We start from the raw sequence: 13,736 nt of genomic DNA, 5'->3' as shown, positions 1-13,736 counted from the left end.
GCGCGTTCGCCGCTTCCCGGCCTCAGCCGCGGTTCAGCTCGAACCACACCACCTTGCCGGTGCTCAGCCGCGTCGCGCCCCAGCGCCGGGCCAGCCGGTTCACCAGGTACAGCCCGCGCCCGCCCTCGTCGGTGGCGCGGGCCTGCCGCAGCCGGGGCAGCTGCGGCACGTCGTCGCCGACCTCGCAGCGCAGCACGTCCGTGCGCAGCAGCCGCAAGGTGACCGGTTTCGACGCGTACCGCACCGCGTTGGTGACGACCTCGCTGACGAGCAGCTCCACGGCGTCCGTGAGGTCCTCCATGCCCCAGCGGGCGAGCGCCCGCCGGGCCAGGCGACGGGCACGGCCGGGGGCCGCGTCCTCGGGCTCCAGGAACCAGTACGCCACGTCGCTGGGCGCGATGCCGTCGAAACGGGCGGCGAGCAGCGCGATGTCGTCGTCCCGGTCGCCCGGGCCGAGCATGTCGAGCACCTCGTCGCACAGGGCTTCCAGGGGCGGCGGATGGTCGGGTCCGGTGAGCTGCGCGGTCGCCGCCAGCCGCTCCCGCAGCTGCTCTATGCCGGTCCACACGTCGCGCAGCCGGGACTCGACCAGCCCGTCCGTGTACAGGAGCAGCGTCGCACCGGCCGGGGCGTCCAGCTCCACGGCCTCGAAGTCCACGCCGCCCACCCCGATCGGGGCGCCGGCCGGCACCCGCAGCACCTCGGCGTGGCCGTCCATGTGCAGCAGCACCGGCGGCGGGTGGCCGGCGTTGGCGACGGTGATGCGGTGCGAGACCGGGTCGTACACCGCGTACAGACAGGTCGCCATGCGGTCGGTGCCGAGCCGCTGGGCCTGCTCGTCCAGGTGGTGGAGCACCTCCTGCGGCGGCAGGTCGAGCCCGGCCAGGGTCTGCGCCGTGGTCCGCAGCTGGCCCATGATGGCCGCCGAGGTCATGGAGTGGCCCATGACGTCCCCGACGACCAGCGCGACCCGGCTGCCCGGCAGCGGGATGGCGTCGTACCAGTCGCCGCCGACCCGGGCGGTCTCGGCGGCCGGGAGGTAGCGGGAGGCCAGCCGTACGCCGGTGCAGCGCGGCAGGTTCTCCGGGAGCATGGTGCGTTGCAGCTCGTCGGCGATGTACGCCTCCCGCCCGTACAGCACCGCCTTGTCGATGCCGAGGGCGCTGTGCGTGGCGAGTTGGGCGGCCACCAGCAGGTCGTCGGCCTCGAAGGCGACGCGCTCCGGGCCGCGCAGGAACAGCGCGGCGCCGATCACCCGGCGCCGGCCGCGCAACGGGGCGAGGATCGCCCTGCGTCCGTCGGGCAGGGCGATGTCGCGCTCCTCGCCCAGCAGTTCCGGCAGCGCGGCGCGGGCCGCGGGCGTGTCCGTGAACACCGGGCGCACCCCGCGCAGCACCTCGGCCAGCGCGCTGCCCGGCCGCACCTCGCACAGCTCGGCGCCGACCGTCTCCAGCTCGGAGGGCTCGGGCGGGGCCGCGGGGGTGAAGCCGCCCTCGGTGTCCCGCTCGGCCGGTATGCGGTCGGTGCGCCGCAGCCGCAGCACCAGGGGACCGGTGGGCCGCTCGTCGCCGACCGGCAGCGGCTCGCGCAGATAGACCAGGATGGCGTCCGCGAAGGTGGGCACGGTGGCCCGGCACAGCCCCATCACGATCTCGTCGAGGTCCATGCCCCGCGCGATCCGCCGGGTCGCGGCGCCCACGAACCGCAGCCGGTCCCCGTCCCGCCGCATGGGCGTGGGCCGGCCGGGCGCGGTGGGCTGTCCCATGCGCCGGTCGGGCTCCGGCGGCGCGCCACGGCGCCCCGGACCCGCGGCCCCGGAGCCCGGCCGCACCAGACCGGCCTGCCCGCCGCCCGCGGACACCCCGTCCGTGGAGAGGCCGCCGGGGCTGACGCCCGCCGGGGGCGGGTCACCCGACGGCGCACCGTCCGGTCGCCCGTCCGGCTGGGCCGGGACGCCCTCGGCCGCGGGCCGCGGCCGGTGTGCGTCGGGCTCGGCGGCCTGCTCGGCGCCCGGCTGGGAGTGCTCGAAGACCGCCGGGGCGTCCTCGCCCGCGGCGGGCGGCGTCTGACCGGCGCGCCCCTGGGCCGGTAACGCGGACCCGGAGGCGCGCGGCGGCACGGGGGTACGCAGGAGCGCCCCGCGGGGATCCGCGGGGTCGGCGCCCGGCGAGGGGCGGTCGAAGGAGGTCGGGTGCTCCGTCACGCGTGTCGAATCCATCCGTCCGGGACTGCGCGCGGCGCGTGCAGTTCGTCCCGCAGAAATCCCGATACCCGCAATCCATGCCCAAGGAACGGGGTTCCCGCGTGGTCAGAGGCTGTTCCTGTGTCACCGGCGGACCGTCCGCGGTCCGTCTGCGTGTTGCCCTCGTACCCCTCGCTCACGTCCTGCCGCCCCTCGGTGACGATCGGTCAAGCACAGCGCACGCTCCGCCGGTTGCCGCTGCCGCGCTCATTGCGGAGGACGATCCTACGTTTGTTGCCGGGGGGCACATCAAGGGTCTCATGAGGAGACGTGCGCGGGCGTGCGATCCCAGTCCCCGGGGAGGGACGGTACCGGCCACGCCGGATCGGGCCGCCAGTGCTCCCAGCCGTCGGCGAACGGCGAACCCCAGGCACGGATCTGCGCGACCGCGGCCCGCCCCGCCCGGCGCACCCGCCCGGCCAGCGCCGGGTCGACCAGCCGGTCCCGCTGGGCCTGCGCGAACTCGTCCTCGTCCCGCCAGTGCCAGGTGCGGTCCGGGTGGACGGAGATGTCCAGGAAATGGTCCTCCGAGTCGACCCCGCCCTCCCAACGGGTCAGCGGCTCCTCCAGGTTCACGTACCAGTTCTTGAACCGCCAGCCCTGGTCCCAGAACAGCCACACCGACCAGGCCTCGCCGGGCCGCGCCAGCTTCAGCACCCCCGTGCCGAACCACCGGTCGCGCTGCACGGTGCGCGGCTTGGTGTAGCGCGTGGCCAGCGGTTCCAGGTGCACGGGCGTACCGTCGGCGAGGACCGGCTTCACACACTCGGTGCCGGGAGCCAGCCACACGGCGAGCAGCTCGGCGTCGTCCCGTACGACGGTGACGGGGCGCGCGATGTGCGGGTGCGGTCCGCCGTTCTCCCGGTATCGCCACAGGATGTGGCTGCCCGGCGCCCAGTGGTCCGCCGGGCCCGCCGGGCCGTCCGCTCCCGGTGTTGCCGCCGCGCTCACCGCTTCTCCGTCTGCCATGGAGAGATATTAGGTGCCCCGGCCAAGTGACGCCCCGCGGATCCGGAGAGCGTGCGCCGGCGTACGCCCCCGGGCCGTGCCGGGGCTCCTCACGGACGGGTCATCCGCAGCACGTCCAGCGCCTCGTCCAGCTGTGCGTGCGTCAGGTCGCCGCGCTCGACGTACCCGCCCTCCAGCACGACCTGACGGATCGTCTTCCGCTCGGCCAGCGCCTTCTTGGCCACCTTGGCGGCCTCCTCGTACCCGATGTACTTGTTGAGCGGCGTGACCACGGACGGCGACGACTCGGCGTACTCGCGGGCCCGTTCGGGGTGCGCGACGATCCCGTCCACGGTCCGGTCGGCGAGCAGCCGGGAGACGTTGGCCAGCAGCCGCACCGACTCCAGTACGTTCTTGGCGATGACCGGCAGCATCACGTTCAGCTCGAAGTTGCCGGCCGCCCCGGCGGCGGCGACCGTCGCGTCGTTGCCGGTGACCTGGGCGGCGACCATCAGGACCGCCTCCGGGATCACCGGGTTGACCTTGCCGGGCATGATGGACGAGCCGGGCTGGAGGTCGGGCAGGGAGATCTCGGCGAGCCCGGTGCGCGGCCCGGACGCCATCCACCGCAGGTCGTTGGCGATCTTCGTCAGCCCGACGCCGATGGTCCGCAGCTGCCCGCTCGTCTCGACGATGCCGTCCCGGGCGCCCTGCGCCTCGAAGTGGTCGCGCGCCTCGGTCAGCGGCAGCCCGGTCACGCGGGCCACCTCCGCGATGACGGCGGCGGAGAAGCCGGGCGGGGTGTTGATGCCGGTGCCGACCGCGGTGCCGCCCAGCGGCAGCTCGGCGAGCCGGGGGAGCGACGCCCGGAGCCGCTCGACGCCGTACCGCACCTGGGCCGCGTACCCGCCGAACTCCTGGCCCAGCGTGACGGGCGTGGCGTCCATGAGGTGCGTACGCCCGGACTTCACCACGTCGGCGAACTCCTCCGCCTTGCGCTCCAGGGCGTCGGCGAGGTGGTCGAGGGCCGGGATCAGGTCGCGGGTGACGGCGGCGGTGGCGGCGATGTGGATCGAGGACGGGAACACGTCGTTGGACGACTGGGAGGCGTTGACGTGGTCGTTGGGGTGCACGTCGCGGCCGAGGCGCTCACCGGCCAGGGTGGCGATGACCTCGTTGGTGTTCATGTTGGACGAGGTCCCGGACCCGGTCTGGAACACGTCCACGGGGAAGTGCTCGTCCCACTTCCCCTCGGCCACCTCGGCGGCCGCCTCCCGGATCGCGGCGGCGACGTCCGCGTCGAGGACCCCCAGCTCGGCGTTGACCTTGGCCGCCGCGCCCTTGATCCGCGCCAGCGCCTCGATGTGCGCGCGCTCGATGCGCTGCCCGGAGACGGGGAAGTTCTCGACGGCACGCTGCGTCTGGGCGCGCCACTTGGCGTGGGCGGGGACGCGGACCTCGCCCATGGAGTCGTGCTCGATGCGGTAGTCGCTCATACCGGGTACAGCGTGCGGGGCGGGGCGGATGTTCCGGGGGAGGGCTGGATTCGCTCCCCCGGGCCCCGCTCCGCGCACGCCGGAGGGAGGGGCTACGCCAGCCCCGGCCCCCGCACCGGAATCGTCGTGAACGTCGGCGCCGGCGCCGGGTCCTGGAAGAAGTCGTTGCCCTTGTCGTCCACCACGATGAACGCCGGGAAGTCCTCGACCTCGATCTTCCAGACCGCCTCCATGCCGAGTTCCTCGTACTCGACGACCTCCACCTTCTTGATGCAGTCCTGCGCGAGCCGGGCCGCGGGACCGCCGATCGAGCCGAGGTAGAAACCGCCGTGCGTGTCGCACGCGTCGGTGACCTGCTTGCTCCGGTTGCCCTTGGCCAGCATCACCTTGGAGCCGCCCGCCGCCTGGAACTGCTCCACGTAGGAGTCCATGCGCCCGGCGGTGGTCGGGCCGAAGGACCCGGACGCGTACCCCTCGGGCGTCTTCGCCGGGCCCGCGTAGTACACCGGGTGGTCCTTGAGGTACTGCGGCATCTCCTCGCCCGCGTCCAGCCGCTCCTTGATCTTGGCGTGCGCGATGTCGCGGGCCACCACGAGCGGGCCGGTCAGCGACAGCCGGGTCTTGACCGGGTGCTTCGTCAGCTCGGCCAGGATGTCGTCCATCGGCCGGTTGAGGTCGATCTTCACGACGTCTCCGGCCTCGTCGAGGTGCTCGTCCGTCGTCTCCGGCAGGAACCGCGCCGGGTCGGTCTCCAGCTGCTCCAGGAAGACACCCTCGGCGGTGATCTTCGCGACCGCCTGCCGGTCCGCCGAGCAGGACACGGCGATGGCGACCGGGCAGGACGCGCCGTGCCGGGGCAGCCGCACCACGCGCACGTCGTGGCAGAAGTACTTGCCGCCGAACTGCGCGCCGATGCCGATCTTCTGGGTCAGCTCGAAGACTTTCTCCTCCAGCTCCTTGTCCCGGAAGCCGTGGCCCAGCTCCGAGCCCTCGGCCGGGATCTCGTCCAGGTAGTGCGCGGAGGCGTACTTCGCGGTCTTCAGCGCGTACTCGGCGGACGTGCCGCCGACCACGATCGCCAGGTGATACGGCGGGCAGGCGGCCGTACCGAGCGAGCGGATCTTCTCCTCCAGGAACTTCATCATGGAGGACTCGTTCAGGACGGCCTTCGTCTCCTGGTAGAGGAACGACTTGTTGGCCGAGCCGCCGCCCTTCGCCATGAACAGGAACTTGTAGGCGCCGCCGTCGGTCGCGTACAGCTCGATCTGGGCGGGGAGGTTGGAGCCGGTGTTCTTCTCCTCCCACATGGTGAGCGGGGCCATCTGCGAGTAGCGCAGGTTGAGGTTCTGGTACGCGTCGTAGATGCCCCGGCTCAGGGCCTCCTCGTCGCCGCCCGCCGTGAGCACGTTCTGGCCGCGCTTGCCCATGACGATCGCCGTGCCGGTGTCCTGGCACATCGGGAGCACGCCCGCCGCCGCGATGTTGGCGTTCTTCAGCAGGTCGAGGGCGACGAACTTGTCGTTGCCGGACGCCTCGGGGTCGTCGATGATGCGGCGCAGCTGCGCCAGGTGGGCCGGGCGCAGGTAGTGCTGGATGTCGTGGATGGCCTCCTCGGCCAGCTTGCGCAGCGCCTCCGGCTCCACCTTGAGGAAGGTCCGCCCGTCGGCCTCGAAGGTGGCGACGCCCTCGGCGGTCACCAGCCGGTACGGAGTGGTGTCCTCGCCCTGGGGGAGCAGATCGGTGTACGCGAACTCAGGCATCTCGCCCATTCCTCACTCGACATCACGCGCGGCTGGATTCCTCAGCAACGACGGCTGGCCTCCGTTGGCAGCGCCAACCAGCGTAAAACCTGCCGAGGGCGCCGAGCTGGTGAGGTAAGACTCAGTAGGAAGTCCCGGTACGGGACAAGGTTGTCCGCGGCAAGGTTGTCCACAGGGCTAGTCGCGATCTATCGCGTTTCGGTACGCTGCTGCCGTGGACCTTCACAAGCACGCCCCAGCCGCCCCGCGCACCTCCGAGCTGCGCGCCTCGGACGCCGACCGCGACCGCGTCGCCGACATGCTGCGCGAAGCCCTCGCCGAGGGACGGCTCACCGCCGACGAGCACGCCGAGCGCGTCGAAGGCGTGCTGGCCGCCAAGACCGTCGGCGAGCTGGACGTCTTCGTCCGGGACCTGCCCGCCGCCCACCGCGCCCGGGACACCACCGCCCCGGCCGCCCCCCACCGCCCCACCGTCGGCGCCATCCCGGCGGAAGCCGACGAGAACGTGGTGGCGGTCTTCAGCAGCGCCGTCCGCAAGGGCCGCTGGCGGGCGAACCGCCGCATCCACGCCTACGCCGTCTTCGGCAGCGTCGAGATCGACCTCAGCGAGGCGGTCTTCGAGTACCAGCAGGTCGTCATCAAGGCGTTCGCCGTCTTCGGCAGCGTCGACGTGCGCGTCCCGGAGAACGTGTCGGTGCGCGGCGCGGGCGGCAGCGTGCTCGGCAGTTTCGAGGTCCACACCCTCGACTCCAGCGAGGCCGAGGCCCCCGTCATCTACGTGGACGGCTGGGCCGTGCTGGGCAGCGTCGAGGCCCGCCCCAAGCGCGGCAAGGTCGTCGCGGACATCCTGGACCGGGTGCACCACCGCGTCGAGAAGAGTTTGCGCAAGCACCTGTAGCGCCGGCACCGGCAGCGGGGCGGAAACCCAGTGCATAGGCGCGCGTACAACGGGTAAGCCTTGACGCATCGTCTCTCGCTAGCGAAGCCGTCGTCAGGAGTAGACCCGTGCTGCAACCGCCGCATTCGTCCCTGCAGGTAGCTGCCGTTCCGGCCCAGCGGGTGCCCGTGCGGGACAGGGACCAAGACGCTCCCTGGCACACCGAGGCGGTGTGCCGGCGCGACGAGGCCGGACTGTTCTTCGCCCCCTCCAAGGAACCGACCGCCGCCCGCCTCTCCCGCGAAGAGGCCGCCAAGCGCGTCTGCGCGCGGTGTCCGGTCATGGTCGAGTGCCGCGAGCACGCCCTCCTCCAGCCCGAGCCCTACGGCGTCTGGGGCGGCCTCACCGCCGCCGAACGCCGCGTGGTCCTGGCCCGGCGCCGCCGCCGCGACGTCGAACTCAAGAAGGCCGCCCGCACCACGGGCCGCATAGCCGCGGCCGGCTAACCCCCGGCCCCCCGAAAAGGCACCCTCTCCGCACAGAGGGTGCCTTTCCGTTCCCGCGAACCGCGACCGCCCCAGGGGCCCGGGGCTGTGAGGCCGTAACTTCCCGGCGCCGCGAACCGCAGCCAACCCAGGGGCGCGGGGCTGTGTCCGTCTGCGGCTCCGCCGCGTGGGCGCGACCGGCCGTCACGTCCTCACGCCGGGGACAGCAACCAACCCAGGGGCGCGGGGAACTGCGCGACCAGCCACGACGGCGCCGCAGACGCCACACGACACGCACCCCCAACTCAATGGGCGCCCCGCGAAACCGACAGCGTCACTTCGCCCGGTCGAAATCAACCGCGCTGTACGCCCGCAGCTTGCTCAGCCGATGCTCGGAGTCGATCCTCCGCACCGTCCCCGACTTCGACCGCATCACGATCGAGTCGGTCGTCGCCGTCTCCGACCGGTACCGCACCCCCCGCAGCAGCTCGCCGTCCGTGATGCCGGTCGCGACGAAGAAGACGTTGTCCCCGGAGACCAGGTCGTCGGTGGTCAGCACCCGGTCCAGGTCGTGCCCCGCGTCGACCGCCCGCTGCCGCTCCTCGTCGTCCTTGGGCCACAGCTTGCCCTGGATGGTGCCGCCCAGGCACTTCACCGCGCAGGCCGAGATGATGCCCTCCGGCGTACCGCCGATGCCGAGCAGCAGGTCGATGCCCGTGCCCTCGCGCAGCGCCAGGATGGAACCGGCCACGTCGCCGTCGGAGATCAGCTTGATCCGGGCGCCGGTCTCCCGGACCTCCTTGATGAGGCCCTGGTGCCGCGGCCGGTCGAGGATGACGACGGTCACGTCCTCCGGCGTACGCCGCTTGGCCTTGGCGATCCGGCGGATGTTCACGGCGACGGGCGCGTTGATGTCGACGAAGTCGGCGGCCTCGGGCCCCGTGACCAGTTTGTCCATGTAGAAGACCGCGGACGGGTCGAACATGGAACCGCGCTCGGCGGCGGCCAGCACCGCGATCGCGTTGGTCATGCCGTTGGCGGTCAGCGTCGTGCCGTCGATCGGGTCGACGGCGATGTCGACCTCGGCCCCGGTCCCGTCGCCGACCCGCTCCCCGTTGAAGAGCATCGGGGCTTCGTCCTTCTCGCCCTCGCCGATGACGACGACGCCGTTCATCGAGACGGTGTGGACGAGGGTCCGCATGGCGCGCACCGCGGCACCGTCGGCGCCGTTCTTGTCACCGCGCCCGACCCAGCGGCCGGCGGCCATCGCCGCGGCCTCGGTGACCCGCACCAGCTCCATGGCGAGGTTGCGGTCGGGGGCCTCTGAGGGGACGTCCAGCTCGGACGGGAGATGATGCTCGGTCATCGGAACGCACCTTTCTGATACGACGACGGCCGGATGAGGGTGTGGCCACGACTCTATCGTCAGTCCGACAAAATGAGCAGGGGACCCCACGTATGAGCGGATCAGGCACCTGCGACGATAGGGGACGTGGCAGGTATGAAAGGCAAGCAGAAGTCGGCCCGGGACATGATCCTCTCCCTCGGCGTCATCGTGTTGGCGGCGGGCGTGATCTGGATCTTCATTCCGCACGGCGACGGCGAACCGGACGTCAAGCGGGTCGACTACCGGGTCGAGTTGCTGACCGCGCAGCGCGCCGCGTCGTACCCGGTGGCGGCGCCCGAGGGGCTGTCCGAGGAGTGGAAGCCGACCTCCGTCCGCTTCCGGGGTGACGACTCCGACGCCTGGCACCTGGGCTTCACGGCCCCCGACGGCGAGTACGTGACGATCGAGCAGTCCACGAAGAAGGCGTCGACCTTCATCCACGACGCCAGCCAGGGCGCGCAGGCGACCGAGCGGACCGAGGAGATCGGCGGCCGGACCTGGACGCGGTACACGGGCGGCCGGTACGACGCGCTGGTGCTGCACGGCGCCGACGACATGAAGGGCGCGACGACGATCGTGGCCGGCACCGGGTCGTTCGAGCAGCTCGGCAAGATGGCGGCGGCACTGAAGCTGACCTGACCTGACCTGACCTGACCTGACCGGCCACCGGGCCCCGCGGCCCGGCCCCCACGTCACGACGAAGCCCCCGGCGAGGTGCCGGGGGCTTCGTCGTACGCGCGGTGCCGTGTGCCTCAGACCGTGGTGACGACCTGGTCGTAGGCGAGGCGCGGGGAGCGCGGGAACCAGGCGTCCGGGCCCGGACGGCCGATGTTCACGACCATCAGCGGGGTGTGGTCGTCGTCCAGGAACTCCTTGCGCACGCCCTCGAAGTCGAAACCGGTCATCGGCCCGGCGGCCAGCCCGGCGGCGCGGACACCGACGATGAAGTAGGCGGCCTGGAGGGCGGCGTTCAGGGTGGCCGCGCCCTCGCGGACCGGACGCTCGCTGAAGAAGGCGTCCTTGGCCTGCGGGAAGTGCGGGAAGAGCTCCGGCAGCTCCTCGTGGAACTCGTTGTCCGCGGACAGGATCGCGACCAGCGGGGCGGCGGCCGTCTTGGGCCGGTTGCCTTCCGCCATGTGCGCGACCAGGCGCTCACGGGCCTCGGGGGAGCGGACCAGCGTGATGCGCAGCGGCGACTGGTTGAAGGCGGTCGGGCCGTACTTGACCAGGTCGTAGATCGCCTGCACCTGCTCGTCGGTCACCGGCTCGTCGGTGAAGGTGTTCGCGGTGCGGGCCTCGCGGAACAGCAGGTCCTGGGCGGCGGGGTCAAGAACGAGAGACATGCGTGATCTTTCTCCGGGGGTGCGTCGACTCCGCGCGGCGCGCGGCCGGGGAGCCGTTGACGCCTGTGACACTACGCCAAAGAAGTTCAAGCTTCAACCAAAACGGGAGCGTGGTGATCCGCTTCACAGGGTCCCGCGCACGAGGGGCCCGCCCGGGCTAGGGGGTGCCGTCGCTCCCGGCGGCCGCGTCCTCCGGGCCCGTCTCCTCCTCGGCCAGCGCCGCGTCCAGGCGGGCCCGCGCGCCGTCCAGCCGGCGGCGGCAGACCTTCGCCAGCTCCTCGCCCCGCTCCCACAGGGCGAGGGACTCCTCCAGCGTCGTACCGCCGGCCTCCAGCCGCCGGACGACCTCGATCAGCTCGTCCCGCGCCTGCTCGTACCCGAGCGCCTCGGACATCGCCGTCGGCTGCTCCACCTCGCTGGTCATCCACTCACCCTATGCGTCGACTCGTACGGAGAAATCGCCCTCGGAGACCCGGGCGCGCAGCGTCTCGCCGGGCTCCACCTCGCCGGGGTCGCGGACCGCGTGGCCGTCGGCCCGCTGGAGCACCGCGTACCCGCGCTTGAGGGTCGCGGCGGGGGAGAGGGCCACCACGCGCGCGTGCGTGTGGGTCAGCTCGGAGTCGGCCCGGTCGAGGTGGTGCCGCAGCGAGCGGCGGCCACGCTCCAGCAGGGCCGTCACCTGCTCGGCCCGCTCCTCGATCATCCGGTGCGGGTCCTGTATCGACGGCCGGGCCAGCGCGTGGGCCAGCCCGCGCTCCTCGCGGTCGACGAACGCCGCCACGCACCGCCGCGCGCGGTCCCGCAGCAGCCGTACCCGCTCGTACTCCTCGCCGACGTCCGGCACGACCTTCTTCGCGGCGTCGGTCGGCGTGGACGCGCGCAGGTCGGCGACCAGGTCGAGCAGGGGGCTGTCCGGTTCGTGGCCGATCGCCGAGACGACCGGCGTACGGCAGGCGGCCACCGCCCGCACCAGCTGCTCGTCGGAGAACGGCAGCAGGTCCTCCACGCTGCCACCGCCGCGCGCGACGACGATCACGTCCACGTCGTCCAGCGCGTCCAGCTCCTTCACCGCCTGCACCACCTGCGGCACCGCGTGCACGCCCTGCACCGGGACGTTGCGCACCTCGAAGCGGACGGCGGGCCAGCGGTGCCGGGCGTTCTCCAGCACGTCCCGCTCGGCCGCCGACGCCCGCCCGCACACCAGGCCGACCAGCTGCGGCAGGAACGGCAGCGGCTTCTTGCGCTCCGCCGCGAACAGCCCCTCGCGCGCGAGGGCCTTCTTCAGCTGCTCCAGCCGCGCGAGCAGCTCACCGACGCCCACCGGCTTGATCTCGGCGGCCCGCAGCGACAGCTGCCCCCGCGGCGCGTACCACTCCGGCTTCGCGTGCACGACCACCCGCGCGCCCTCGCCGACCACGTCCGCCACGGCGTCGAACACCTGCCGGTAGCAGGTCACGCTCACGGAGACGTCGTACGACGGGTCGCGCAGCGTCAGGAACACCACCCCGGCGCCCGGCCGCCGCGACAACTGGGTGATCTGCCCCTCGACCCAGACCGCGCCGAGCCGGTCGATCCAGCCCCCGATCAGCCGTGAGACCTCGCCCACGGGCAGCGGGCTTTCGGGGGAGGAATTGGCAGCCATGCGCCCGAGCGTAACGGCCGGGTCCGACAACGGGACCCACCGAGACCGCCCCCGACACACGCCCGCCCGTCACCGCCCGCCCGTCACACGCCCGCCCGGTCCGGGTCCCGCCGCCCCCTCCACTGCACGGCCAGCACCACCAGACCCACCGCCAGCCAGATCGCCCCGACCACCTGCGCGGTGCCCGACGCCTCCACGATCACCGCGATCGTGATCGCCGCGCCGAGCACCGGCACCACCAGATGCCGCCACCAGCTCACCCGGCCCGCGCCGCGCCGGACGACGAACCAGCCCACCACGCTCGCGTGGAGCAGCGTGAACGCGGTCAGCGCCCCGACGTCGACCACCGAGACCAGGTGGTCGAGACCGTCGTCCCGGCGCGCCGCCCACACCGCCGCCGCCATCGTGATCACCGCCGACACCAGCAGGGCCACGCGCGGCACCCCGGCGTCCGTCCGCGACAGCACCCCCGGCAGCCGGCGGTCCCGGCCCATCGCGAAGAGCAGCCGTCCGGCCGCCGCCTGCCCGGCCAGCGCCGCGAACGCCGCGCCGATCGCCTTGCTCACCGCCACCAGATCGTGCAGCCACGTGCCCACCGACGCGTCCACGGCGTCGTAGAACGCCGACCCCTGCCGCTCCGGCTCCGCCGCAAGCCGCGCCGACGACACCGGCTCCAGGAGCGCCACCAGGTACGTCTGCGCCACGAACAGCACGCCCGCCAGCGCCAGGCAGAACAGCAGCGCCCGCGCGACCTTCGCCGAGCCGCCGGTGACCTCCTCCGCGAAGGTGGCGATCGCGTCGAAGCCCAGGTACGACAGCACCGCCACGGACACCGCGCCGACCACCGCCGACAGGGCGAACGCCCCCTGGGTGCCGTCCCCCGACAGCGGCGACAGCCAGTCGCGCTCGGCCCCGTCCTGCGCCAGGACCACGATCGCGGTGGCCACGAAGACGAGCAGTACGACGATCTCCATGGCGAGCACCAGGAAGCCCACCCGGGCCGCCGTCCGCACCCCCCACACGTTCAGCAGCGTCGTGACGACCACCGCGATCGCCGTCCACACCCACCGCGACACCTCGGGGACCAGCGCCTCCATGGCGATGCCGGAGAAGAGGTAGGCCACCGCCGGGATGAGGACGTAGTCCAGCATCGCCATCCAGCCCGCGATGAACCCGGCCCCGTTGCCGAGTCCCGCGCGCGCGTACGCGAACACCGATCCCGCCTGGGGGACCACCCGCACCATCTGCGCGTAGCTGAATGCGGTGAACGCCATCGCGACCGTCGCGACGACGTACACGAGGGCCACCGCGCCGTGCGACTTGGCGTCCAGCGTGCCGAACACGCCGACCGGCGCCATCGGCGCGATGAACAGCAACCCGTAGACGACCAGGTCCCTGAAGCCCAGACTGCGCTTCAGCTGCTGTTCCTCACCGGCCCCCGGGGCCGTCGTACCGGTCTGTGCCATCGTGCCTCCGCCTGTGCCTGGGTTCCCGCCCCGGTTCTCCTTCGGACTCCGCCTCGGAACGTTCCCGCCAGTCTCCCCGGCAACGCCGCA

The 13,736-nt window shown here is 72.6% G+C and carries 12 protein-coding genes; 3 read left to right on the top strand and 9 right to left on the bottom strand.

Annotated elements, in window-relative coordinates; all coding sequences use genetic code 11:
* Window positions 1-22 precede the first annotated feature (22 nt).
* The 4 genes from ACIRGB_RS01845 to ACIRGB_RS01830 form a co-directional block, all read right to left on the bottom strand.
* Entirely contained in the window at window positions 23-2,203 is a 2,181-nt protein-coding gene (locus ACIRGB_RS01845) for a SpoIIE family protein phosphatase (protein ID WP_403857616.1), read from the bottom strand.
* Between the two features lie 297 nt (window positions 2,204-2,500).
* Window positions 2,501-3,211 carry a DUF402 domain-containing protein gene (locus tag ACIRGB_RS01840; protein WP_403857613.1) on the bottom strand — a complete coding sequence of 237 codons (711 nt, stop codon included), beginning with the start codon at window positions 3,209-3,211 and terminating at the stop codon, window positions 2,501-2,503.
* Between the two features lie 89 nt (window positions 3,212-3,300).
* Window positions 3,301-4,686: a class II fumarate hydratase gene (locus tag ACIRGB_RS01835; RefSeq protein WP_403857610.1), complete on the bottom strand. Its 1,386-nt coding sequence runs from the start codon at window positions 4,684-4,686 to the stop codon at window positions 3,301-3,303.
* Between the two features lie 92 nt (window positions 4,687-4,778).
* A complete protein-coding gene (locus ACIRGB_RS01830) occupies window positions 4,779-6,446 on the bottom strand; it encodes a fumarate hydratase (protein WP_403857607.1) in 1,668 nt (555 codons plus the stop codon).
* A gap of 214 nt (window positions 6,447-6,660) precedes the next feature.
* Between ACIRGB_RS01830 and ACIRGB_RS01825 the strand changes: the two genes are divergently transcribed.
* Together ACIRGB_RS01825 and ACIRGB_RS01820 are read left to right on the top strand one after the other, a co-directional pair.
* On the top strand, window positions 6,661-7,344 hold the full coding sequence (locus ACIRGB_RS01825; protein WP_403857604.1) for a DUF1707 domain-containing protein: 684 nt from the start codon (window positions 6,661-6,663) through the stop codon (window positions 7,342-7,344).
* A gap of 107 nt (window positions 7,345-7,451) precedes the next feature.
* Window positions 7,452-7,829: a WhiB family transcriptional regulator gene (locus ACIRGB_RS01820; protein ID WP_052840899.1), complete on the top strand. Its 378-nt coding sequence runs from the start codon at window positions 7,452-7,454 to the stop codon at window positions 7,827-7,829.
* A gap of 313 nt (window positions 7,830-8,142) precedes the next feature.
* Here the strand turns inward: ACIRGB_RS01820 and glpX are convergent, their stop codons facing one another.
* Window positions 8,143-9,174 carry a class II fructose-bisphosphatase gene (gene glpX, locus ACIRGB_RS01815; RefSeq protein ID WP_087807460.1) on the bottom strand — a complete coding sequence of 344 codons (1,032 nt, stop codon included), beginning with the start codon at window positions 9,172-9,174 and terminating at the stop codon, window positions 8,143-8,145.
* A gap of 135 nt (window positions 9,175-9,309) precedes the next feature.
* Here glpX and ACIRGB_RS01810 point away from each other — a divergent pair, with 135 nt between their 5' ends.
* On the top strand, window positions 9,310-9,834 hold the full coding sequence (locus tag ACIRGB_RS01810) for a DUF4245 domain-containing protein (protein ID WP_403858175.1): 525 nt from the start codon (window positions 9,310-9,312) through the stop codon (window positions 9,832-9,834).
* 113 nt (window positions 9,835-9,947) lie between these two features.
* Here ACIRGB_RS01810 and ACIRGB_RS01805 read toward each other — a convergent pair whose 3' ends face one another.
* The 4 genes from ACIRGB_RS01805 to ACIRGB_RS01790 all read right to left on the bottom strand — a co-directional run bounded on the left by ACIRGB_RS01805 (window position 9,948) and on the right by ACIRGB_RS01790 (window position 13,646).
* Window positions 9,948-10,538, bottom strand: coding sequence for a malonic semialdehyde reductase (locus ACIRGB_RS01805; protein WP_403857601.1), 591 nt, complete (start codon window positions 10,536-10,538; stop codon window positions 9,948-9,950).
* Window positions 10,539-10,695: 157 nt separating this feature from the next.
* Window positions 10,696-10,962, bottom strand: coding sequence for an exodeoxyribonuclease VII small subunit (locus ACIRGB_RS01800; RefSeq protein WP_403857598.1), 267 nt, complete (start codon window positions 10,960-10,962; stop codon window positions 10,696-10,698).
* A 9-nt stretch (window positions 10,963-10,971) separates the two neighbouring features.
* Entirely contained in the window at window positions 10,972-12,180 is a 1,209-nt protein-coding gene (xseA, locus tag ACIRGB_RS01795; RefSeq protein ID WP_403857595.1) for an exodeoxyribonuclease VII large subunit, read from the bottom strand.
* Between the two features lie 83 nt (window positions 12,181-12,263).
* On the bottom strand, window positions 12,264-13,646 hold the full coding sequence (locus ACIRGB_RS01790) for an APC family permease (protein ID WP_403857592.1): 1,383 nt from the start codon (window positions 13,644-13,646) through the stop codon (window positions 12,264-12,266).
* Window positions 13,647-13,736: the final 90 nt, after the last annotated feature.

This window comes from Streptomyces sp. NPDC102490 (assembly GCF_044765285.1).
GTDB lineage: Bacteria > Actinomycetota > Actinomycetes > Streptomycetales > Streptomycetaceae > Streptomyces.
Note: the sequence above shows the minus strand (reverse complement) of the source record. Positions and strands in the feature narration are given on the sequence as shown.

Coding starts and splice junctions, on each gene's coding strand:
- ACIRGB_RS01840 (WP_403857613.1), bottom strand. CDS start 3,211: ATGGCAGACGGAGAAGCGGTGAGCGCGGCGGCAACACCGGGAGCGGAC.
- ACIRGB_RS01835 (WP_403857610.1), bottom strand. CDS start 4,686: ATGAGCGACTACCGCATCGAGCACGACTCCATGGGCGAGGTCCGCGTC.
- ACIRGB_RS01830 (WP_403857607.1), bottom strand. CDS start 6,446: ATGCCTGAGTTCGCGTACACCGATCTGCTCCCCCAGGGCGAGGACACC.
- glpX (WP_087807460.1), bottom strand. CDS start 9,174: ATGACCGAGCATCATCTCCCGTCCGAGCTGGACGTCCCCTCAGAGGCC.
- ACIRGB_RS01810 (WP_403858175.1), top strand. CDS start 9,310: ATGAAAGGCAAGCAGAAGTCGGCCCGGGACATGATCCTCTCCCTCGGC.
- ACIRGB_RS01805 (WP_403857601.1), bottom strand. CDS start 10,538: ATGTCTCTCGTTCTTGACCCCGCCGCCCAGGACCTGCTGTTCCGCGAG.
- ACIRGB_RS01800 (WP_403857598.1), bottom strand. CDS start 10,962: ATGACCAGCGAGGTGGAGCAGCCGACGGCGATGTCCGAGGCGCTCGGG.
- xseA (WP_403857595.1), bottom strand. CDS start 12,180: ATGGCTGCCAATTCCTCCCCCGAAAGCCCGCTGCCCGTGGGCGAGGTC.
- ACIRGB_RS01790 (WP_403857592.1), bottom strand. CDS start 13,646: ATGGCACAGACCGGTACGACGGCCCCGGGGGCCGGTGAGGAACAGCAG.